Origin of the sequence: Echinicola strongylocentroti, from assembly GCF_003260975.1 — a bacterium.
GTDB classification, from domain to species: domain Bacteria; phylum Bacteroidota; class Bacteroidia; order Cytophagales; family Cyclobacteriaceae; genus Echinicola; species Echinicola strongylocentroti.
Genome location: NZ_CP030041.1, coordinates 3,630,971 through 3,655,349, shown reverse-complemented (window position 1 = coordinate 3,655,349; position 24,379 = coordinate 3,630,971). Strand labels below are relative to the sequence as shown.

Genomic DNA, 24,379 nt, shown 5'->3' with positions numbered 1-24,379 from the left:
TCTTGTTAACTTTTCCATGATTACAGTCCGATTTTAAGGCCTAACATCACACTGGTAAACTGTGGAGTGAGCCCCACGTCTACTCCCTGCCCAAATACGCTACTGGTGTAGCTGAATTCCGGATCATAACCAAGGTAATTGGTAATGGTCAACAGGTTTTGGCCAGAGGCATAGACATCGATATTCTTCACGATGTCACCATCGATCGGGATGGTGTAATTCACACTGAGGGTCTTCAACCGGAGATAAGAACCATCTTCGACCCATCGATCGGAAAAGCGGCTGTTGCCCATAGGGTCACCATAGGCCAATCGAGGCATATTGGTCTCCTGTCCTTCTGATCTCCAACGATTACGTACACTGACCAGTTGGTTTTCGTAACCGGACATGCTCTCCAACTCATGGCGTACATAATTATAGACATCATTGCCTACACTAAAGGAAAAAGCAGCATCAAAGGTGAATCGCTTATATTCTGCGTGGGCCGAAAACCCGCCATAGAAATCCGGGTTCGGGTCGCCAATGATCGTTCTGTCATTTTCATCGATGACATTATCATTATTCTGGTCCACAAACTTCACATCACCTGCGCCAAATGCTCCCAATGTGCCGTCTGGCAACGTCGTCATAAGCCCTGCCGTACTGGCTTCTTCCGAAGTACTGTACACGCCCTCGGTCTGGTAGCCGTAAAACATGGAGGCCGACTCGCCCACTTGGGTGATCACTTCACCACCAGCCACTGGCGTGATGCGCTGATCATAAGGCAACTGCTTCACTTCATTTTTATAGGTACCCACTTGTGCCGCCAAAGTCAGCTTCACATCGCGGTCGAGCACCCTTGCTGAAAGCCCCAAATCCACACCGGTATTGACCATTTCCCCGCCATTGGCCAGGTAATATTCCATGCCCGTGAATGCCTCCAGCGGCTGAAGGGTCAGCATATTGCTGATGGTGTTTTGGTACAGGTCCACGCTAAGACCAAAAATACTGTTGGGAGACACAATGTCAATTCCCGCATTCAGCTTCGAGTTGGTTTCCCACTGGATTTCTTCGTTGGCCAGGTTATTTCTTACCAAGCCTTGCAATGCGAGCATGCTACTGCCAGAGTAGGTTTGCAGGTATTTGTAATTGCCGATGCCGTCATTACCAGTCTGGCTATAGCTCAGCCGAAGCTTTAACAGGTCCAAGTTTACCTCGGACATAAAGTCTTCAGAAGAGATCAACCAAGCACCCTTTATGGAAGGGAACACACCAAAGCGGTGATTGAACAGGCCTATCCCGTCAGCAGTTTCTTTTCCAAAGCGCGAAGAACCGTCCACGGCCACATCCACATCGACAAAATATTTGTCCAGGTAACTGTAATCGATGTCTGCATAATAACTCATCCATATCCAATCACCTGCACTAGCACGGGCATCATTAAGGGTCACCACCCCTGAGTTCAAGGTGATCAAATCATCCGTTCCGGAATTATAGGCATAGCCCCTGTCTTCTTGTATTTGGTTTTTATTGTACCGAAAACCTAGTCCTACGTCCAAGTCATGGGCAAAGCCGAAGGTCTTGGAATAGTCAAAACGGGTATCACTGTAGGTGCTGAACTGACGCTGCACTTGCCCGCCTATCTGGTTGCGGATCTCTGCGTTGGGGCCTTCTGTCTCATCCGTGCCCAAGTCAGGAATAAAGAAAGACTCCCGGTTCTTGTCAATGGTCAGCCCAAAGAGTGTCTGCAAGCTAAAGTGCTCATTGAACTGGTACTTGGCATCATACGAACCGAAGAACCTGTACCGCCTGTTTTGGCCGGACATGTTCTCTACAATAGACCTAGGATTACTAATGCCCAACGAATCCACATCACTCAAATTGGGCGATTGGATGCCTTCGTCGGAATAGATATTAGGAGCCAGGAAAGGGGACTTGACCAATCCCAAATACAATGGACTTACCGCCTCAGCCCCATAGCCATATTCATGCAGGTTGTTCACCGCATAGGAAAAGGACATATTGGTACCGGCCGTCAACTTTTCGGTGATCTGAAAATCCGCGTTGAACCGGACGCTGGAGCGGGACATGTCCTCGCCTTCCATGATGCTGTTGCTCTTCAAGTGTCCCAAGGAAAGTGCGTAGCGAGCAATATTGTCCCCACCGGACACTTTGATATAGTAATTCTGGTCATAGCTGGTCTTCATGACCTGATCCTGCCAGTTGGTGTTATTGTGGTAATTATAATACCCCAAAGTATCTGGCGTTTCGTTCAAATAACGGTTGCCGATGACCTCATTGGTCGTCAGCCCGCTGCTCTCCAGCATTTCTGAATAGTAAGGCTTAAACTCATCCGCCTCCATCACTGGCAAGTTTTTGGGCTTGATATTGACGCCTCCATACGTGTGGAAATCGATCCTAGTAGTCAGGTCCTTTGCACGCGAAGTGGTGATCAGGACAACGCCATTGGCTCCCTTGGTGCCATAAATGGAGCCACCGTCCTTGATATAAGTGATGTTATCGATGTCCTTGACATCCAAAAAGGAAAGTGGATTGGACCGATAGCCATTCAGGATAGAACCTTGATAAGCATCCAGGTCATAGATCATTCCATCCACGACCACAAGTGGCTGCGTGCTGGCATTCAAGGATCCCAAACCACGGATAAACATGTCTGCTCCCATTCCAGGGGTGCCGGACCTTCTGATCGTATTGACCCCGGCGGCGGTTCCTTGGGCAAAGGTCTCGGGCGAACTGGCCTTTAGCTTGGCCGCTGCCGTATAGTCCACCGAAGTCACCGCATTGGTCACGTGTCTTTGTGCCGCCTCTTCATAAGGCAACTGTACATAGCCGCTACCAGCAGCTGCAAGCTCCAAATCCGAAAGAGCTATATCCAATTGACTGCGGCCCTTTAGGGGGATTTCTTTGACCAACTGGTCACCGAAGTTCACCTGAATGGTCGTCGTATAGGCGGGTACCATCAGTTCAAATTCGCCATTGGAATTGGTAAAGGTGGCCGAAAGATCCTGATAGGCGATGCTGAGTCCTTCCAGCGGTTCGCCTGTCCTTTTGGAGACCACTTTACCTGTCACCTTTTCGATCAGGGACTCCATCTGCTGGTTGGGCTGGACCTTGACCTCTTCTACCTCCTGCCCCCACAAGCTACCGGCAAACCCCATTTGCAATACCAGCGCGGCTGCACAAAATTTCTGTATATTTTTTCGCTTCATCGTTTCTTGTTTTGGGTTTATTCAACTACCGGGACCAAACGTATATAATCCAGCACCAAGCTATTCCAGTCATTACTGGTCGTAGGATAAGACTGCAACAGCAGTCTTAAATCCCCGTAATTCTGTACTTCATGCTGTCCCACATACACTTCCTCGTACGTGTTGGGCACTACAAACATCAGGGAAAACAACTCGTTTTGGACCGAATCCACGGCAATCCGCTGTTCATTGGTTCGTGGGATATAATCATCGTTTACCGCTCTCCAGTAAATATCATATTTGGTGGAGTGCGCTTGAGGGACATCGTATCTTACGCTGTACCCCGCGATACCACTATTGATCACCAGCAGGTCACGCATATTGGATGCCCAGCTTCTGGCACGGATATTTACCGGGCCGGAGCCATCGCTTAGTCCATCATAATATTCTCCCTCGATTTTGATCTCGGGGATCTTGTCCGAAAGCTTGTAATCAAACCCGTCCATCAGATAGACCACGCCATTGGAGGCATTGATCTTTTCCAGCACCTGACCTTCGTGAAAGGCCACCTTAACACTGTCCACGGAAAGTATCGTATCCGGCACATTGTCATAATAAGCTGTCGTAAACACCAAGTCCTTCGAAAGCCCCAATGAAAGGGGCATCGAAAGCATCTCTGTTTCGGGCAGGGTATCCTTAAAATAAGGCTCCATGGCCGACTTGAATGTCGTATAGGCATTGTCACTCAAGAGAAAAAACGTGTAGGTACTGTCTTCATTGGCAAGATCCGCCACGTCATATTCAAAGTAATTGTACGTTTCATCGGTCAGGGAGTCGGTTACCGCCATCCCTGTCACCAACTGGCTGACAGGGTTATCAGACTGCTCCTGCACGATCTCCCAGACGTTTTTCCTTGGCTCCAGGTAGCTGTCGATTTTATAGAGCACGCCGTTTTTGGACACGCGATCGGCATAGTCAAAACTGGCCGTCTGATCCACGGAAGTAATGCTGTTTTGGCGCAGTACATTGACTTTGTCATTGAGCATTTTTACCCGGATGGGAGCCTCTTCGGCTTGGTAGCTGAGACGCTGCTGGTAACCGATGTGGTTACCCACAAAGGTCCTGAGCGCTTCCTCGTTTCCGATAATGCTCTCCGGTAAATTCTGCAGGGCGGCATTGCTGGGCGCCCAGACCGAATAGGAACCGGATGCCACCTGCTTGTCCAGCCCGCTCTGCTCCAGCAGTGATGCAAAGGTGCTTAGATCCGCATCTGCGCGGATCATTTGCACCAAGTTATTGTTCAGGTCTTGCGAGGCCTCGTTATGGTCTGCCCACTGGTCGGAGCAGGAAAACAGCCCTAAGGCTACAAGGCAAAGCAAGAAGTATCTATATCTTTTATTCATTGTAGTTGCGATTTGGATTATTAATCTCTGAAAGCCCATTATTCCTCCCCTTCATATACCGGTGAGCCATCAATGGCAAACTTGGGATAGACCTGGTTATCACCTTCTGGGATGAAGTGGATCATATCCAGCCACAGACCACCACTACTTCTCCCGATACCGGTCACTCGATCAAAACGAAGCATATGCTCTCCGGTAGTGGGTACTTCGATGGTACCGATAAACCTGCCCATGATCCTGCCCCCGTCGGAACCGGCTGTCAGGTATTCTTTCCAGCCCCTGGACTCCAGCTCATCTTCGTTCATATCCGTGGGAGCCTTGATGGTCGTATCCAGTAGTCGCGCTCCAGGAATATCCTCTCCATTGAAGGTGACTTTCAGCTCACAGCCGTTGTTCCATTTATCGCCATGATGACAGATCCAGAGTTTATACCTTCCTTTTACCAAGGTGGGGGTTTTGATTTCTGCCGCCGTTAGACGATTGCCTTGAAGCTCTATTCGTAAATAGTCTCCAAATGCATAATAAACTTGGTTAAGACTAGGCGGGTAATAATTTACCATGGCATCTACATAATTTCCTTCCCAGGACATCCCTGCCAATTCTCCAAGTTTGAACGTATAGTTTGGTGCACCAGGCACTCTAAAAACCTGCGTCAGCTGACGAATCTCCGGCTGCTCGGCCACATCCCAATACACGGCCGTTGGCGCACGAAGCTTGATCGCAAAGTGGTCCTCCACGCTGTGTACGACGCCATTGGTTACGGAATTGTCGCTTTGGGCGCGGACAATCGGCGACCCCGGCTCATGGACGCCAAAGAACGTATCATCATTTACCAGCACGTCCGTACCATCTAGCTTAATGGTCACCACTTCCTGAGGTGCCTCTGTTTGATGGGCTGTGGCTGTCAATAAGTCTGCGATAAACTTGATATCCGGGATCACATGATAGGCCACGTATAGGTTCAAACTGTCCGAAGGATTGGTCGGATCTCCCGTTTGGGAGTAATCATCTTTAAGGTCTTGGTAGGAGTCATACCCTGCTGCGGCCAATGTTTCGTCTGATTCTGCCAGAATGGTGTACCACTGCCCTTCTTCTTCGACATTCAGGCTAGCATACCAGCCGGTTTCTTTCAGCGCCTGTGAAAAAATAGAATACTGTTGGTTTTCTTCCAGCCACTGTGCCCCGGTTTTGGTCGGCGGTGAGAGCACATTGTCTATGGCATGGACAAAGCCATTGCCCACTTTGATGTTGCTTTGGATGATATTGGCCTGTCTGTTTACCCGGGTATAGGTCTCTCCGTCTGCAAACTCCGCACCCGTCACCAGGTACTTTCCGTACTCCGTAGGGACCGGTAACTTTCCATCCGTAAAATCCGCCGTGGACAACGTATCTGACAACAGGTGAAAGCGGACGATATCCTTGGCTTCTTGCTCACCAAGGCCATCCAGGCTAAGGCCGTTTTCTTCCAAATAACCATCTACCGCCTCATTATTAGGGGCAAAGAAGGTATACGTTCCATACGTACCCAAAAAGCCCTCGGTATTGGAGATTTCCAGGATCCGGGAAAGATTGCTGAACTCGTCCGGATGCTGTCTCAGGTAACCGCTGATATTGGTATCCTCCGTGATGTTGATATTGGACGGAGGGTCAAACTCACAACCTACTGCCACCAAGCCTAGCAAAACAAGCACCACAATGCTGCTTCTTATGTTCCATAAGGTATTTATCTTAAACGTCTTCATGTTCGATTATTTTAGGTTTATTTGAGGTAGTAAGGATTCTGCTCCAGCAGCGGATTGGCATTCAGCTCCACATTATAAATGGGAAGATAATGGCTCCGTGTATCCCTCAGCTGGTTCAAAATCGTGCTCAGATTGGTTTCCGGCGCATTGGTAATGGCCGCATCCAACATCAAATCCAGATTGGCATAATCGTCCATCTTGGATACCCTCAACAGGTCAAACCACCATTTCCCTTCAAAGGCCAGCTCCCTGGCCCTTTCGCGTAAGACATAGCGGATGACATCATTGGCACTGGATGGGGAAGGGCTCTCCTCGGTAGCCTGTATGGCTCCGCCTCTTTCCCTGATCTCCGCCACGATTTCCAGTGCTTCTTCTCCTCTTCCGATTTGGGACAGCGCTTCGGCCTTCATCAGCATCACATCGGCGAGCCGATAAACGATCCAGTTAGCATACGAGTCGGTAGGCTCACGTCGCTGGGTTTCACTTATCCCAATGTATTTCCATATTTCACCGCTGCTTTTCAACGAAGCGTCGATACTTCTCAAATCCACCTCTTCTGGTCTGTCAATACTAAACCCAAAAGTCTCTTCCAGTACCGATGGATAGGCCAAAAACCGGGTAACCCTAGTGGTACTGAACATGTCAAAAAATGTATTGGACTGCGGTGCTTCGTATTGGATTTCGAAAATACTTTCCACGGAATTCCCTTCCACAAAAAGCCTCCCCATCCAGTTTTCCTGATCCACCAAGGCATAAGGCCCAGCCAGCACCTTGTCAGCGGCGGCGGCGGCGGCTTCATAGTTTTGCATCCACAGGTACACGTCAGCTTGTAAGGCATTCACCGCATAGCGGGTCATCCTGCCCTTACTGGCCTGAGGTGTTTCGTGCTGCTCAAAGATGTCGGCCTCCGCCATTTCGAGATCTATCACAATCTGCTCCAGCACCTCTGCTTGGGAGGACTTGGCAATGGTAAGCTGGTCTTCGTCACTATCCACCGCCTCTATGGACAATGGCACTTCGCCAAATGTCCGCACTAGATAGAAGTACATCAGCGCCCGAAGTGCCCGAGCTTCTGCCACGTAGTTGTTGAGGTCTTCCTCTTTGAAGGTCTCATCGGTTGCCAAAGCTCCGGGGCCATTATCGATCACATTACTGCACAGGTTAATGGTACCATAAAACCCCGCCCAATCTGCGATGGAATTGGTGGACTGGATATTGCCAAACACCACTTGAATGTCATTAAAGCCTGCTCCCGTGCTGGGCGCAATCATATAACCTCTCAACTCTCCCCAAAGGAACATCCGCTCAGGCAGGTGGTATCCTCTATAATTCCCGTTCAGCGAGGCATATGCTCCCATCAAGGCCGAGCGCACCTGCTCCTTGGTCTTCCAAAAATCCTGCTTTACCACACCGTTTTGTGGACGTTGGTCCAGCCAACTGTCACAGCTGGTACCTGCCACGATCATCAGTGCAAGCAACGTATAGGATATATATTTTTTAAACATCTTTCTTTCTTTTTAATGATCAAATTAGAACCGCACGTTTACGCCCAAAGTGTAGGTCTGCGTAGGTGGTGTCCGCGCATTATCATAACCAATCTGGAAAAGTCGATTGGCATTGGAACTTGTCAGTCCTACTTCCGGGTCTTGGCCGGTATAGTTGGTCCAAGTGTACAGGTTCTCTGCAGTCAGGTAAAAGCTCAGGTCGCCCAGCCCTGTTCTGTCCAGAAATGGTCTTGGCATGGCGTAGCGAACCGTCAATGTCCTGAAACGCATAAATGAACCGTCTTCCACATACCTGTCAGAGCCCAGCCAGTTATAGCCATTACCGATCAGTGCGCGTGGCATGTCCGTCTGATCCCCCGGCCTTCTCCATCGATTGAGCACTGCCTTGTTTTGATTGCCATATCCGTACATATTCTCTGTCTGCATCTTGGTACTGTTCACGATATCCACACCATAGCGGAAATTGAAATACCCGGATACTTGGAGGTTTTTGTAGGTCACCCGTGGCCCAAAGCCACCAGTCAATTTCGGATTGGCATCCCCCAGCCATACGATGTCTTTATAATCGATATTGCCATCATGGTTGATATCCTCGTACATGGCATCACCAGGCTGGAATTCGTAGGCAATGGTCGGATAGGTAAACATCATCGGGACCGGGTCGCCATTGGGACCGGTGATGACATTGCCATTGCCATCTGTCGCCATGGTCGCTTCTCCGTCAGAATAGACGCCTTTGTATTTGAAACCATAGAAAGAGCCCAGTGGATTGCCTTCCTGGATGGTCACGAAATAGTTACCATTGGACTGCATCGCTTCCAGGTTGTCTGTTTGGTACAGTTCCGAAATGGATTGGATGATATTCTTGTTTCTGGCTACGTTAAAATCAAAGTTGATCTTCAGGTCTCCCTTTTGGTAAGGAGTGGTAAACACCGACAGCTCCCAGCCCCTGTTATCCATCGTGCCAATGTTCATGTTGATAGCCGAATAACCGGTGGTACTAGGGATGCGGAGGTTATCCAAGAAGAGGTCGGAAGTACGCTTTTGGTACCAGTCAAAACCGACGATAATCCTACTTTCAATGACTTCCAAATTAAACCCTAGATTGGTCTGGGCTACATTTTCCCATTTGAAGTTGGTCAGCTCCAGGTTATTGGGCACTACGCCTGTCTCCCCGAGGTAGTTCCAGTTCAGGTTAGAGAAGGTGCTGAAGTGTACATAATCCTGTCTTGGTGTATTGCCACTCTCGCCGTAACTCGCCCTCACGCTAAATTCGTTCAGCCAGGTCAAGTCCTCCATAAACGGCTCACCGGACACCCTCCATCTACCGGAAATACTCGGGAAGGTTCCCCATCGGTGGTTTTCACCGAATTTGGAACTTCCGTCTCTTCTGATGGAGGCATTGACTATATAGCGGTCCAAGAAGCCGTACTGCACATTGGCCACCATGCCGATAGATCGGGAGATACTCGTTCCAGAAGAAAGGAAGACATTGTCATCCCTATTTACCGTCCCTGGTACCTGCAAGAATGAGGAAGCGGAATTGGTTGTGCCCACGGCATACCCGTCACTTCTGCCTTCATAAGTGGTAAATAACAGCATAGCCATCAAACTGTGATCCTCACCCAACTCTGGCGTATAGTACAGTTTGTTGAAGGTCTGGGTAATCAGGAAATCCGTGTCGCTTCCAGAAGCCATATTGACATTCTGGTTGTTCATCGGAAGGCCAGTGGCCACCTGCGGCAAAAAGCTTTCTCTCTGGGTATTATTGATATCAAAGGCTACATCCGACTGGAACATCAGGTCAGGACGAATGTGGTATTGCAAAGTAAATTTCGGAATGATCCGGTCACTTTCTGTTCTGTTCGTGGCTTCATTGGCCAGTGCCAATGGGTTGTAGGTACCGGGAAAAGCTCCCTGGATGTTACTGGCCGGAGAGAAATAATTTGGCGTCAGGTTACCGAATTCGTCGTACTCATAGGGAGACATGTTGGGCATCTTCTCATAGGCAATGCCCCGCACACGGTCTTGGCCGTCACTGTCGTTTACCCAGTTTCGGTCCGTAGTCGACTTGGTGTAGGCCAAGTCCGTCATCACACGGATTTTCTTCGATACGAGGTAATCCAAGCTGATCCTGGTCGCAAAACGGTCAAATCCTGTCCCCACGGTAGTCCCTTCCGAATTGTTCTTATTGACCGACACCCGGTACCTGGTTTTTTCTCCACCACCAGACAAGGCCAAGTTATGGTCAAACATATAGCCCATTTGGGTGATCTCATCGATCCAGTCGGTATTGTTTCCATAATTATAGAAGTAATACGGGTCTTTAGGATCATATGAAAATTCTTTGTTTGCTGAGATATTCAGGGGTACTCCGCGGCTGTTCATAAAGCCTTCAGCGATCAGGGTCGAGTACTCATCACCACTGAGCATCGGAATCTGATCCGGCTGCTGGGTCATGGCTCCCCTGAAGGAGTACGTAATGGTCGGTTTGCCTTTGCTCCCCCTTTTGGTCGTGATCACCAGCACCCCATTAGAGCCTCTGGAGCCCCACAGTGCCGTGGCCGCCGCATCCCGTAGTACGGTGATGGACTCAATATCTGCCGGTGCCACGTTCAGCAGTTGCGCATATTCCTGTTCATTGGCATTGGCAAAGTCAAAAGAGGAGGTGTTGGTCTGGAAAGGAATCCCGTCCACCACGATCAGTGGCTCTGATGAGCCGTTGATGGAAGTGGTACCCCGGATCCTAATGGACATCCCAGCACCCGGATCACCTGAGTTGGACACAATGTCCACACCGGCCATTCGTCCTTGCAAGGCTTGGTCTATGGATAGGGCCGACATCTCCTCGAGCAATTCTGCATCCACTCGTGTGGCGGAGGAGGTCAGGTCACGCTCATCGATTTTCATCATGCCCTGATCGATCATCTTTTCTGCGGTCACCTCTGCCACGTCCAGATCACTGACCTGAAATTGGAGAGGGACATTGATTTCCGACTGTCCATTAATGGGGACGGTCACCGTTTTATAGCCGATAAAGGAAATGCGGATGAGGTTTTGCTTGCTGCTTACCCTTAGGGAAAAAGCACCATTCACATCAGTGGCTACCCCGCGGAGCGTTCTTTCATCATTTCGATCCACCTCTACCACCGTAGCACCGATGATGGTGGAGCCGTCATCTTTGTCAGTGACTTTTCCTTTGACGATTTCCAAGGTTTGGGCGGGCTGTTGCTGTGCCCGGGAATACCCCGAAGTGATCAAAGTAAGCCCCACGACAAACCACAACAGTTTCTTTGTAAAATTCTTCATAAGAAATATTTTGGTTATTGGGGTTAGTTACTTTCTAAAACTCGATCAATCTGATGCAGCACAGCATAGCTGCCCAGCACATTACTGTTAGGAATGTCCACATTGGCCACATTGCCCTGTAGGTCCGTTACCGTCATGGTGTAAGGAGGCTGGAAGCCATTGGCACTGTTGTCGATCACTACCTCTTTGATTTCGCCGTCCAAGGAGGCCAGAAGTGTACTGAATTCCTCACCGTTTTCGCTTACGATTTTCTTCCCGTCGGGCACAATGGTATTTCTGGGCACGAAATGGTACTTCAAGAAGGCCGTAATTGCTTCCCGCTCTGCTGCATCCGACGTCATGGGGTCTGCGGGGATTTTGCCAGCGGCCACCGCAGCAGCTATGGCTTCATCAGAAGGCACCAACACCGTAAAAAACTGCCCAGGAGACACGCCTTCGATCTGTAAAGTAGAAGCATTATAGATACTTGAGTTTTCTAGGTATTCGGCAAATTTGGCAAACTGCGGTGTTTCCAGGATAATCTCTGCCAGCACCTTTTCAGTGTAAGCAACCAATCCTTCCGTATAAAAATCACGACCGTTTACCGCTTCATACGTTTCACTTTCATTGACGTCGATGTATTCGCCGCTATCGATATTTCCCGAGGCGAAAAACTGCCCGTTTTCATAACGGATATACTCTCCTCCCAAGGTCTCCACGATACCAGAACCTGATATATCTTCCAATTCCTCCGAGCTTCCCAGCTTAATGATGCTCATTTCCAACATTCTTATTAACCGTTCGTAGGCCTGGGCAGCGGATCCATTATAGGTCCACACATCACGGGCTCCTGGATCGTACACAAATCCAGCGTCATTGAGCTGCTGATTGGACATCATGAGCATGGCAAAATTCTGTCCTGGATCAGACACGGTAAACCGGTAGCTGTTCAGCAGCTCCAACATGATACTGTAGGAAGGATCCAAGTATGGCCTGCTGTAAACGGTAAAGAAGAAGTTTCCTTGCTGCACTTGATTGGTGCCATAAAAAAGGCCGTTGCTCAGGACTTTTCTCTCTACCAGATCCGTTTCAGCATCAAAGCGCGCTTCTTCATTAAGTAAGTTGGACACCAAGGTAAATCGACTTGGCCAGAGAGCCGTCTGCCACATGTGCATATTTACAAAATCAAACAGGATCGGATCAGGCACATTGGCGAGTTCGCCGTAATATTCCAAGAGCACTTCATCCAAAAACTGCTGAAGGGCTTCGTTATTGGGTGCAAAAAGCGTCCAGCTATCAGACTGGGCATCATTGCCTCCCGTCAGGAAGTTCTCATTATTGGGCGCAAAAGCATAGGTACCAGTGTAAGACTTCACATAGACAGGGCCAGACAAGTCATACACTGGCCCAAATCGCTCGGTGAGTTCTGGATAGGTCGTCCCATCGTAGTTCACTGCGGTATTGTTTTCCTCATCCCTGAAGTCCATTTCAAGAATAGACTTAAAAAGGCTGTATTCCGGCTTGCCCTTCAGGTAGTCTGCAATATTGGGCATCGGCTCGATCACTCGGTCCACGGTATGGATATAGCCGTTTTCTGCGGGGACATTTGACTGCACGACATTGGCATTGGCCACTTGGGCACCGGAATAAGGCCGATCATAAAAGCCTTCAATATCATCTGCCGTCAAGTTCATCTGATCCAGGTAATGCTGCACATAATAAGGGATGTACTTGTTGTTGTTATCATTGATATTGTAGGTGGCCACGCCATTTCTATTGGCATCCACCACATCCAGCTCTTGCCCGTAAACATCATCCTTGTATACTCCCTTATAATAGGCCGTCTTTCTTCTGAAAGCAGAAGAAAGGGTGTCGTTTCCAGGGCCAGTTTGGTAATAGCCCAGATCCCTCATGCTATAGGCATTGTACACAAGGGAATAGGTGACGATTTCGTAGGCCTTCTCATCAGAGATATCATCGATACCGCTGAGGCCATTATCTTGAAAATATTGCTCAAAGGCCTCGTCATTGGGAGCGAATACGGTCCAATAGCCCGCTGAGCTGAGGGTCTGCTTGTAACCTGCCCTGTCCACCAGCGCTAGGTAATGGTCAAAGTCTCCCCGGAAACGGACGGAATCGGAAAGCATCTGGTACACTGGCCCCTCCAGTCCTTCCGGACGGGCGTAGTAGTCATCGAATTCTTCCTTACATCCAAATAGGAAAACCCCTGACAAGCAAAAACACGCAAAAAGCAGTTTTGTAAAATTGTTCATAGATTATTTGAGGTTTTATGGTTAATCAACTCCTTTCAGCAAAGCACTAACAGTCTCATTAATTATCTTTCGCAAAACATAAAAAAGACTTTTATAAACTTTTACCTATAAAGGTTTAATCGAAATTTATAAAACTAAAACCCGCAAAGTGTTATGATCCGTACTGGTACAAAAAACCAGACATCAGCAACGACATGCAAAGAAATCATTAGATCATATAAGAATACAGGGCAATTTTCGTTATGAACGGATCAAATTTTTCCACACAAAAAATAGCATTTTAGCACCTTCTAAAACGGTTTTGTGCCCCAACTGATCCCCGTCGGACAAAACACAGATTTTTCCTGAAAACAATACTTTTTTTGCACCACACCTATAAGGAAATTAATTTGGCATTTTAGGGCTTTGAGAAAACTTCTTCAAGTGCTTATTTATATTTCTTTACCAGCTGAATTTCAGAATAAAAGCATAATTCGGGTCTAGCAATATCTTTAGGAACGACCTTCGGGGAGTGGAAACCACATAGATACATAGGGCACAATAGGGTTGACTCACCGGGTCAGCTCAGTGGTACCATCACTGTTGTAGTCTGGGATGAATGGTAGGCCACAAAGGCGCTAAGACTCTAAGGTTTTTTAGAAATAAAGGTGTGGACTGCATGACACCTTCCAACCAATCCTATTGGTGACTTCGTGGCAAAAAAAACAGACCATTCTGTTGTTCCGACAGTTGCGCTGCGGGACCACGAGAAGTGAGTTTTTAACCCAACACCAACTGTGGGAGTGGTGCTTTCGGACTTGACTTGATATTGACAACATAGATACATAGGGCACAATAGGAGTGACTCACCGGGTCAGCTCAGTGGTACCTTCATTGTTGTAGTCTGGGATGAATGGTAGGCCACAAAGGCGCTAAGGCTCTAAGGTTTTTTAGAAATAAAGGTGTGGACTGCATGACACCTTCCAACCAATCCTATTGGTGACTTCGTGGCAAAAAAAAACAGACCATTCTGGTGTTTCGAAAGCTGTGCTGCGGGACCACGAGATGTGAGTTTTTAACCCAACACCAACTGTGGGAGTGGTGCTTTTGGGCTTGACTTGGTATTGACAACATAGATACATAGGGCACAATAGGGTTGACTCACCGGGTCAGCTCAGTGGTATCTTCACTGTTATAATATTCTGGGATGAATGGTAGGCCACAAAGGCGCTAAGTTTTTTTAGAAATAAAAAAACCAGCTGCGTAATTAATTTTTTGCAGCTGGTTTCCAGTTTATATGATTGCCTACCGTTAGGCTGATAGCAGTATTCTGCTTGGCTTACATCAAAACCAACCTGAGGATTTCCTCAAAGTACACCGACTTGGCTTCATCTGTAAGCTGCCAATAGTAGGCTACTCCACCTTCATCAGCACCAAAGCCAAAGTAAGTCCTAGGTCCTGCGGGTGATTCCCCAGCACCTGAATAAAACTCCATGCCGGCTGCAAAGCGGACAAATAACATTGCTCCGCCTTCTTCATTACCTCCACTGCCCGGCGCAGTCGTGGCCATTACTTGCCCATTGGACGCTGTATTTACATAAAGTAAATTGGCAGGAGGAGTGATCCATGAAAGAGCATTATCATCCTCTATGGTCACGTCATCAAAAACTTCATCATCTGTCTCAAAGACTTGGGCAGTCACGATCTCTCCTCCAGTTGGGTTGAAAGCTGCAGGATTTCCGTTATTATCAAACCAGTTCAGCCGGTTATTTCTGGCCGTCCATTGGGAGTTCAGTATCAGGGGCGTAGTCAAAGCATTCCAAGCTGTTTTTTCGTCCCCGTCAAAGTCCCCTGAGCCACCACTCCGTCCAATGATGATCAAGTCTGCTGCATTCAGCATATCAATATCCTCTTGAGGGGCAGTACTGAAGCCGCTGTTATAATACGTGCTGACATTAAAGCCTTTTTCCCGTAACCACTCAATCTGGGCATCGTCAAGGGAGTCATCTGTAACTACCACAATGGAATACAGCGAAGTATCGATTGGCACTTCTACGGTGATTTCCTGGCTGCTCATCACTACCACTCCCTCCTCATCAGTAGCTGTCAATACCACCGTGTAGGTTCCGGCAGCTGCATAGGTATGGCTTGGACTCTCTTCCGTCGAGGTAGCGCCGTCACCAAAATCCCATGCGTAAGTCGCTACGTTTTCAGATGTATTGGTGAAGTTTAGCGTCAGGCCTTCATCTTCAAACGTATAATTCGCCATTGGAGGCCCTACAACGGTTACTTCCTTAGTCGCTTGGACTGTTGTCCCTCCTTGGGCAGTACTGAACAAAACCACCTCATAGGTCCCCGCCGTCTCAAAAACATGAGTTGGGTTCTCGTCCGTGGAGGTGTTGCCATCCCCAAAATCCCACAAATAAGAAACCGAATTTTCGGATGCGTTGGTAAAGGTTACGGTCAAATATTCACTTTCAAAATCATAATCCGCTTTTAGGTTTTCGATGATTGTGATATCCTTATTGGCTTCTATTATTTTTCCGTTGGCTCCTTTGGCCGTCAGTACGACAGTATATATACCTGCCGCCTCGTAAGTATGACTTGGATTCTCCTCGGTAGAGGTATTGCCATCACCAAAATTCCAAGAATAGGAAGCGACATTTTCTGATGCGTTGGTAAATGTGGCCACCAGTTCATTCGTGGCCGTAGTGAAGCCTGCAGTTGGTTTGGCCAGCTCCATGTCCTCCTTACAAGATGTGATAAGTATTATCGATAATACTAGGATCGCTAAACCCTTTAAATTTCCATAACTCTTTTTCATAATTGATTATTTTGGGATTGAATTAGTTCATAATACCGCATTTCAAATCAATTTATAATAAAACAAAACCAAAACCGTTATGCACTGTTATGAAACAAATCCCCAGGCCATTATCACAATATAATATTTGCAACAACTCACCGATCGAAACATTCACCGGAACGCCTTTATCCGAGCTTTGGAGGACCCGGATTTTGGGACAGTAGATGGAAAGGCAAAAATCACCTTTATTAGCGATAAAGATAAGGAACAAACCAAAAAGCAAACAAAGCCTATATCCATAGTAAAAAAGCAAAAATAACGCTATTTTCGCCTTAGGCGACCAACTACAAAAAAGCCCAATGCCCAAAGCCTCCTTTACATATTTCCTCATCTACTATATCCTGCTGTGCCCGCTCACAGTAGATCCCGCCTACGGACAACAGCTCCACTTGAATTTTGACCAGCTCACCGTAGACAATGGATTGCCCCAAAATTCGGTATATTCTATCGCCAAAGACAAGTATGGATTCATGTGGTTTGGCACTTGGGGAGGAGCCGTAAGGTACGACGGGTATAATGTCCAGGTCTTTAGGGCCAATGAGAAGGACAGCACGGCACTATCAGACAATCGCATCAGTGGCATTATCACGGATTCACTAGAAAACATCTGGGTCGAGGTAGAGCCACGCGGGGAACTTTTTAAATACGATTACAAAACAGCCACCTTCCAAAAGCCCAAAGAGGAACAAGTACCCAACTACCTCCGTGATATGCTTATAAAACGTTACGGATATCAAACCAAACATGCTTCCAACGAGCGCTTTGAATGGAAAACCTCCACTAATGGTTTGGTACAAATCAATAAAACAACGAAGGATACCCTTATCTACCAAGCCGAGATCCGTGATCCTATGTCGCTCTCTGACAACCTCGTCAAAGACGTTTATCTCGACTATAGCGGGCACCTATGGGTAGGCACCCAATCCGGCGGCGTAGACCACGCCGACTTATATGACAAGACATTTAAAAACTACTACAAAGGTCGCCGCGGGGAAGGCCTTATCAACAATGTCGTCCGAGCAATATCTGTAGACCAATCCAACAACCTATGGGTAGGTTCTGAAAACCAAGGAATCACCATTCTCTCCCCAGACCCAGAGGCTCCACGATATTCCTATGTGGACAGCGATCACCTCACCGATCTCCGCATCAGAGCTATCTTTTGTGACTCAAAAGGAATCGTTTGGATCGGTACCAAAACGGGATTGTTTTATTTCGACCCAAAAAAGAAAACTTTCACACAATGCACTACGGACATGTGCCACCCCAGTATCTTTGCCATCACAGAGGACCAAAATGGCACTATCTGGGTCGGTACATTTTATGGCCTCGCCAAATATGACCCCACCAATGACCAGTTCCAATGCCTATATAGCTCCGACGGGCTGGCCGGCAATCAAATAATGGACCTGATGATGGACCACAAAGACAGGCTTTGGGTAGCTACTGAAGACGGTGGAGTGAGCTGTATCGAAAACCCTTCTGACGGCCTTCCTGACTTGAACATCACCAACTATACTCATGGAAGCGCCCAACACAACAGGCTCCTGAGCAACCGTATCTACTCGCTGACTGAAGATCACCATGGCAATATCTGGGCGGGCTCCGATGCAGGACTAAACTGTATCCAGCCTTCTGATAAAGCCGTCCAACACTACACGACAGTGAATGGACTCACGGATAATCTTATCATGGCAGTGGCTTTTGATGGGGAAAATTCTATCTGGATCAGCCACACCAAAGGGCTTTCCAGACTGGACCTTGTCACAGAGAAAGTCCAACACTTTAACCGCAAGGATGGACTTCAGGGAAATGAGTTCAAGCAAAGTGCTGTTTTTAAAAGCCCAACAGACAACAAGCTGTATTTTGGAGGCTCCAATGGCTTGACCTCTTTTTTACCCTCTAAGATCAAAACCAACCCTAATCCTCCAAAAATGGTCCTCACCAGGCTCAGTATAATGCACCAAGAGCTCAATATCGGCACCAAGATCCGGGACCGCACCATCCTCAACAGCTCATTGCTCACCACGGATGAAATCACGCTTACTTGGTGGGACAAATCCTTCCAACTGGAATTTGCGGCCATTCACTTTACCAATCCCCTGAGCAATAAATACCAATACAAACTCGAAGGATATGACGAAGAATGGATTACTACAGATGCCAGCAGAAGAATCGCTTCCTATGCCAACCTTCCCGCTGGACAATACACCTTCAAGGTCTTAGGGACCAATAGTGACGGTGTATGGAGCGAGTCGCCCGCTACGCTGAGCATCGTCATGTTACCTCCTTGGTGGCTAAGCTGGTGGGCCATATGCCTTTACTTGCTGGCAGTGGCGTGTCTGATATGGCTCGTGTACCGCTACTTGCATTCAAAAATCCAGCTACGCAAAAAGGAAGCCATCCACCAGTCAAAGCTCCAATTCTTCACGGAAATATCACACGAATTTAGGACACCTCTGACACTGATCATCGACCCGCTGGAGCGGCTGATCCACGAAAAACCCAAAAGGCAGCTTGCCGAGTACTATTACCACCTTATGCGCAACAATGCCCAGCAGCTGCTCATGCTCATCAACCAGCTCTTGGACTTCCGAAAGCTGGAAGGGGGAAAACTTCAGCTAAACCTACAGCAAAATGATATTATCGCTTTTGTAAAAAAAACAGTCGCTTCCTTCAAACACTTGGCCGAGAAGCAGGGCATTTCACTGAGCATGGAAACAAGCCTCGCATCCCACACGCTTTCCTTTGATCAGGATAAAATCACCATGGTGCTCAATAACCTCCTGTCAAACGCCTTAAAGTTCACCCCAAATCAGGGGAAAGTCCACGTAACTATCCGTCGTAAAAAGCACCCTGAAAAAGGACTTCTCATCGAAGTAAAGGATACCGGCCCCGGCATTCCCAAATCAGAACAAGAAAAGATCTTTGAGATCTTCTATCAGGTAAAAAACGGCAAAGCCAAATCAGCAGGATCGGGAATTGGCCTAGCCCTTACCAAGGAACTGGTAGCCCTTCATGGCGGTGAAATATCCCTAGAAAGCAGCTTGAGGAAAGGCACAACCATTAGCTTCTTCCTGCCTGATGCTCCATCAGCACCAAAGAATATACCAACGACACCAATCCCCGCTGCCCCATCACCATTTCCTATTGCAACTGAACAAAATCCGCCGACGCCACACCAGCCTTCCCCAAAACAAAATGCGCCATTATTGCTGGTGGTGGACGATAATGAAGAAATCCGAAACTATATCAAAAAGCATTTCGGGGATCATTACGCCGTCAGCACTGCAGCCAACGGCAAAGAAGGCATGTCCAAGGCCTTTGACGAGATCCCCGACTTGGTCATCAGTGATGTCATGATGCCTGACATGGACGGGCTCCAGCTCTGTCAACAGCTCAAAGCAGACATGCGTACCAGCCACATCCCTATCATTCTCCTAACGGCAAGACAATCCAACACCGCCAAAACAGAAGGCTACGGAACGGGAGCAGACTCCTATGTCACCAAGCCCTTTAGCACCCAAGTCCTCATGGCCAGGGTAAAAAACCTGCTCGATCAGCGCAAACACCTACAGGCCAAATTCACCGCAGGAACCGCCAAGGACTTTGCCGCATCCACGTCCAATCCCGTGGACCAAACCTTCTTGGAAAATGCACGCCAGTATATCGAAGCCAACTTGGAATCCGAAAACCTGGATGTCGATTCCCTCGCGCGAAAACTAGGCATGAGCCGCCCCCAATTTTATCGAAAAATCAAAGGCCTTACCGACAAGTCAGCGGCAGAGTTCATCACTAGCTTCCGAATGGAAAAGGCTTCATCACACCTTCTCAGCGGTGAATTTAATATCTCAGAAACTGCCTATAAAGTAGGCTATAACCTACCCAATAATTTTTCCCGTGCATTTATAAAGCACTTTGGACTTTCCCCAAGTCAATATATCAAAGAAAAAAGAAGAAAACCCTAAACAACTGAACACAAGCAGTTTAAATCAGACCCATTTTATCTATCATCTAAAAATGATAGGTTTTTGAACGATAATGATAAGCTCGATGACCGGGAATTAGCGAACTTTATTTCAGTTTAGTAAGAAACTAAGCTTAGGGTTAATTACATCAGTAATGTCTCCATGGCCGGGGATCGGCAGCTTGGGATTTAACACGTTCAATGTGCTCATTAACACCCATTGAATCTCAGCAACGACCACTGCCAAGGAGACTTTATTTTTTTAATCTGGCTATGCTATTTTAGCTAGGGGATCAAGCCAAAAAGCTGGAATGCTGATGAGGCAGGTGATTAAGATTTGCGCTGATTTTTTTGCTTAAACCCAGATTCCAAGACCTCGATAAAGTAGCTAACTTAGTTGACAACCACATTAGGCACAGAGCGCACAATAGGGAAAGTGTCCAAAAAAACATTGCCCTCACTCAGGCTGAAAGCCTAGTTCAACACCTCCATCTAGCCATACCAAATTCCACGATATAAAAGCCTTCCTACGTTAGATGGAAATATGCTTGAGCCAGCGTTCTCTCATAATAAAGCAGTACATATCAGCATACTTAACTCCCTGTTCATGGTTATATTTGACCAGTAGGAAAAATCTACATGAGTTTTTGAAGATATCTTCTTGGTGCCTTCATTGACACTTTTACGATTTTATCAAAATCAATAAATTATAATCTAAAAAATGCAATTCCGACGAATAACCGCCTTCCTTGCCACCATCATGCTATTGGCAAGTGTCTCAACAGCCCAAGAGCTTCCCTCCAAAGAAGAGGTCATGGATCAGATGGTCTTGACCAACAACTATTTTATGGAAAAATGGCCTGATCCTGGCCAAAATGTCATCACCAACAAAGAACGCAGCAGCAACTTATGGACCCGAGCTGTTTACTATGAAGGGCTGATGGCCCTCTATGGCCTGAAACAAGACCAAGCTTATTATGACTATGCCGTGAAATGGGGAGAATCGCACAGCTGGGACCTTCGAAATGGCACCCAAACACGTCACGCTGACAATCACTGTGCCGGCCAGACTTATATCATGCTCTACGAAATCGACCAAAAACCTGAACGTATCGAGCATATCCAAGCCTCTATCGACGCGATGATGGACACCTACAAAATCAACGATTGGGACTGGATCGACGCCCTGCAGATGGCCATGCCGGTATTTGCTCAGCTGACCAGCCTTACCGGTGACGCCAAGTACTCTGAGCGCATGTACGAAATGTACATGGACACTAAAGTAACCCAAGGCCTGTTCAATCCCCATGACGACCTATGGTGGAGAGACAGTGACTTCCGCCCCCCTTATGCAGAACCCAATGGCAATGATTGCTACTGGTCACGTGGAAATGGCTGGGTGGTGGCTGCCATGGTGCGCACCTTGGAACTTCTTCCCGCTGATGACCCGCACCGCTTCGAATACGTACAAATGCTCCAACGCATGCTAAAGGCAGTATTGACAGTACAGCGTACAGACGGCTTCTGGAATGTCAGCTTACATGACCCTACACACTTTGAAGGCAAAGAAACTTCCGGTACAGCACTCTTCCTTTACGGCATGGCCTGGGGCGTAAACAATGGCCTCCTGGAAAAAGAAGTGTATATGCCTGCTATCAAAAAAGCGTGGAATGCGATATCTACCGAAGCCATACATGACAATGGTTTCCTAGGTTATCTACAAGGCACTGGCAAAGAACCAAAAGACGGTCAACCGGTCACTTACACCAGCAAACCGGATTTTGAAGATTATGGCTTGGGCTGTTTTCTACTGGCGGCGACTGAAGTGTATAAGTTAGTAGATTAAGCCTTTCTGAATTGATTTAAAAACACTATTGTATAAGAATGAAAAAGTCACCTTTAGCGTACAAAAGGTGACTTTTTTTGGCTCTATATAGATTCTAGTGGGTGAAGATAAGAGCCCGGTTATTTTACCGTTGATTCATGATCCTTTTCAATGGGGAATTTTCTGCTCTGCCTTGAGGTATTTGACGTTAAGAAATCAAAGAAGTGGGCTGGAAAAGGCGCAGGATTGTTTGACGTGAATCAGCACAAAAAGTTGATTGGCTGCTCAAATGGAGGAGTTTGCCTGCGCGAATGCTGGCTTTGATTTTAGTCAAATACCTCACCGCAGCGGGTTTTTTTGGTTACTTTTTTGACCTGAAGCAAAAAAGTAACAAGGTAACAAGCTGAGAGCCACGCTAAAATTCGACAAACAAAGTAAACGTTACCCACATTAAATCATCTAGAACCCTTTTTTATATTTCTACGACCAAAACAAAACACCCCATGAAATCTGTCCTCTCTTTCTTATTCACCATTTTGGGTATTCTGTCTGCCACTGCCCAGAACTACCCTTCCAGAAGTAACGTACTCTGGGTAACAGAACCTGATCATTCCAACTGGCTTTATGAACTCGGAGAAGAAGCTAAAGTCACGGTCTCCCTTTATGAATTTGGAATGCCGGTGGCCAATGCAAAGGTCCACTATACGGTAGGACCAGAAATGCTTGATCCTGACACAGCTGGATTCATTGACATAAAAAACGGCAAAGGAACAGTCTCTCTAGGCACATCCAATGAACCGGGATTTAGGGACTGCTGGCTTACGGTCACACTTCATGGACAGACGTATAAGCACCATGTAAAGGTGGGTTTCGAACCGGAAAAGCTCCAACCGTACACCAATTTCCCAGATGATTTTGAAGCTTTTTGGAGCCAGGCCAAAAGGGAAGCTGCCCAGACACCGATGGAGGTCGAAAAGGTCTTCGTACCTGAATACTCCAGCAACAAGGTGAATTGCTACCTGGTCAAACTCCAAGCCTACCAGAAAGGCCAGCAGGTGTATGGCTACCTTACCGTACCCAAAAAAACAGGTAAATTTCCTGTAGTCTTTGCCCCGCCGGGCGCAGGTATCAAACCGATGAATCCGCTTAAGCATATTTTTTATGCCGAAAGTGATGTCATCAGGTTTGACATGGAAATCCATGGCATCCGTCCCGACCTGGACGGCACAACGTACAAGGAGATCAGTAAGGCATTTGGCAATGGAAACAACAGCTATCTGGTCAACGGGCTGGATGACCGCGACAGTTATTATATGAAGAAGGTTTGCCTTTCCTGTGTCCGTGCACTGGACTTCCTGACCACCTTGCCCGCCTGGGATGGCAAAAACCTCATTGCCCAAGGAGGCAGCCAAGGCGGAGCACTTGCCCTGATCACTGCTGGTCTGGACGATCGGGTCACCGCTTGTGCGGCTAACCACCCTGCGCTCAGTGACATGGCAGGTTATAAAGCTGGAAGAGCAGGAGGATACCCCCACCTTTTTAAGAACTTTGACGGTATGGACACGCCCGAAAAGCTCAAGACACTCGAGTATTACGATGTGGTCAATTTCGCCAAGCTCATCGACGTACCGGTATTTATGACTTGGGGCTATAATGACAACACCTGCCCTCCCACCACAAGCTACATTGTTTACAACTCCTTGGATACCGAAAAAGAGGCTTATATCACCCCAATCAATGAACACTGGGTATCAGAAAAAACCCGTAGGGTCATTCTGGACTGGATAAAATCCACTCTAAAATAGAAAAAGAAATCAATCCCCACTTCACACCATTCTTTCAAACCGGTTTATCGTTATGAAGGCTATTTCAATTCTAAATTGGCGCTATATGGATTATAGGAGGGAGGGGAGATAAGTGCCCGGTTATTTTACCGTTGATTCATGATCCTTTTCAATGGGGAATTTTCTGCTCTGCCTTGAGGTATTTGACGTTAAGAAATCAAAGAAGTGGGCTGGAAAAGGCGCAGGCTTGCCTGCCTGGCGGCCTAGACAGGTCTATCTGGCTGCTAGACAGGCCTGAGAGGTTTGACGTGAATCAGCACAAAAAGTTGATTGGCCGCTCAAATGGTTTACCTGGCTTCCTTTAGCTCTACTTAGCTTTTAGACAGGAGGAGTTTGCCTGCGCGAGTGCTGGCTTTGATTTTAGTCAAATACCTCACCGCAGCGGGTTTTTTTGGTTACTTTTTTGACCTGAAGCAAAAAAGTAACAAGGTAACAAGCTGAGAGCCACGCTAAAATTCGACAAACAAAGTAAACGTTACCCACATTAAATCATCTAGAA

Annotated in this window: 10 protein-coding genes; 3 read left to right on the top strand and 7 right to left on the bottom strand. The window is 47.4% G+C overall.

Annotation, left to right across the window (positions count from 1 at the left end; translation table 11 throughout):
* Positions 1-20 precede the first annotated feature (20 nt).
* The 7 genes from DN752_RS14205 to DN752_RS25255 all read right to left on the bottom strand — a co-directional run bounded on the left by DN752_RS14205 (position 21) and on the right by DN752_RS25255 (position 16,202).
* Positions 21-3,209 carry a SusC/RagA family TonB-linked outer membrane protein gene (locus DN752_RS14205; RefSeq protein ID WP_112784563.1) on the bottom strand — a complete coding sequence of 1,063 codons (3,189 nt, stop codon included), beginning with the start codon at positions 3,207-3,209 and terminating at the stop codon, positions 21-23.
* A gap of 17 nt (positions 3,210-3,226) precedes the next feature.
* Positions 3,227-4,591 carry a fasciclin domain-containing protein gene (locus tag DN752_RS14200; protein ID WP_112784562.1) on the bottom strand — a complete coding sequence of 455 codons (1,365 nt, stop codon included), beginning with the start codon at positions 4,589-4,591 and terminating at the stop codon, positions 3,227-3,229.
* 38 nt (positions 4,592-4,629) lie between these two features.
* Positions 4,630-6,333, bottom strand: a complete 1,704-nt coding sequence (locus DN752_RS14195) for a fasciclin domain-containing protein (RefSeq protein WP_112784561.1) — start codon at positions 6,331-6,333, stop codon at positions 4,630-4,632.
* 17 nt (positions 6,334-6,350) lie between these two features.
* Positions 6,351-7,838: a RagB/SusD family nutrient uptake outer membrane protein gene (locus tag DN752_RS14190; RefSeq protein ID WP_112784560.1), complete on the bottom strand. Its 1,488-nt coding sequence runs from the start codon at positions 7,836-7,838 to the stop codon at positions 6,351-6,353.
* Between the two features lie 24 nt (positions 7,839-7,862).
* Positions 7,863-11,147: a SusC/RagA family TonB-linked outer membrane protein gene (locus DN752_RS14185; RefSeq protein ID WP_112784559.1), complete on the bottom strand. Its 3,285-nt coding sequence runs from the start codon at positions 11,145-11,147 to the stop codon at positions 7,863-7,865.
* Positions 11,148-11,170: 23 nt separating this feature from the next.
* Positions 11,171-13,399 carry a fasciclin domain-containing protein gene (locus tag DN752_RS14180; RefSeq protein ID WP_112784558.1) on the bottom strand — a complete coding sequence of 743 codons (2,229 nt, stop codon included), beginning with the start codon at positions 13,397-13,399 and terminating at the stop codon, positions 11,171-11,173.
* A gap of 1,318 nt (positions 13,400-14,717) precedes the next feature.
* Positions 14,718-16,202 carry a PKD domain-containing protein gene (locus DN752_RS25255; RefSeq protein ID WP_112784557.1) on the bottom strand — a complete coding sequence of 495 codons (1,485 nt, stop codon included), beginning with the start codon at positions 16,200-16,202 and terminating at the stop codon, positions 14,718-14,720.
* 341 nt (positions 16,203-16,543) lie between these two features.
* Between DN752_RS25255 and DN752_RS14170 the strand changes: the two genes are divergently transcribed.
* The 3 genes from DN752_RS14170 (at position 16,544) to DN752_RS14160 (ending at position 23,841) form a co-directional block, all read left to right on the top strand.
* Positions 16,544-20,212: a hybrid sensor histidine kinase/response regulator transcription factor gene (locus DN752_RS14170; RefSeq protein WP_112784556.1), complete on the top strand. Its 3,669-nt coding sequence runs from the start codon at positions 16,544-16,546 to the stop codon at positions 20,210-20,212.
* 720 nt (positions 20,213-20,932) lie between these two features.
* Positions 20,933-22,057: a glycoside hydrolase family 88/105 protein gene (locus DN752_RS14165; protein WP_112784555.1), complete on the top strand. Its 1,125-nt coding sequence runs from the start codon at positions 20,933-20,935 to the stop codon at positions 22,055-22,057.
* Between the two features lie 482 nt (positions 22,058-22,539).
* Positions 22,540-23,841, top strand: coding sequence for an acetylxylan esterase (locus DN752_RS14160; RefSeq protein ID WP_112784554.1), 1,302 nt, complete (start codon positions 22,540-22,542; stop codon positions 23,839-23,841).
* The last annotated feature ends 538 nt before the right edge of the window (positions 23,842-24,379 follow it).

Bases quoted from the DNA above. Each gene is read 5' to 3' on its own strand.
- DN752_RS14170 (WP_112784556.1), top strand. From the start codon at position 16,544: ATGCCCAAAGCCTCCTTTACATATTTCCTCATCTACTATATCCTGCTG.
- DN752_RS14185 (WP_112784559.1), bottom strand. From the start codon at position 11,147: ATGAAGAATTTTACAAAGAAACTGTTGTGGTTTGTCGTGGGGCTTACT.
- DN752_RS14200 (WP_112784562.1), bottom strand. From the start codon at position 4,591: ATGAATAAAAGATATAGATACTTCTTGCTTTGCCTTGTAGCCTTAGGG.
- DN752_RS14160 (WP_112784554.1), top strand. From the start codon at position 22,540: ATGAAATCTGTCCTCTCTTTCTTATTCACCATTTTGGGTATTCTGTCT.
- DN752_RS14165 (WP_112784555.1), top strand. From the start codon at position 20,933: ATGCAATTCCGACGAATAACCGCCTTCCTTGCCACCATCATGCTATTG.
- DN752_RS14205 (WP_112784563.1), bottom strand. From the start codon at position 3,209: ATGAAGCGAAAAAATATACAGAAATTTTGTGCAGCCGCGCTGGTATTG.
- DN752_RS14190 (WP_112784560.1), bottom strand. From the start codon at position 7,838: ATGTTTAAAAAATATATATCCTATACGTTGCTTGCACTGATGATCGTG.
- DN752_RS14180 (WP_112784558.1), bottom strand. From the start codon at position 13,399: ATGAACAATTTTACAAAACTGCTTTTTGCGTGTTTTTGCTTGTCAGGG.
- DN752_RS25255 (WP_112784557.1), bottom strand. From the start codon at position 16,202: ATGAAAAAGAGTTATGGAAATTTAAAGGGTTTAGCGATCCTAGTATTA.
- DN752_RS14195 (WP_112784561.1), bottom strand. From the start codon at position 6,333: ATGAAGACGTTTAAGATAAATACCTTATGGAACATAAGAAGCAGCATT.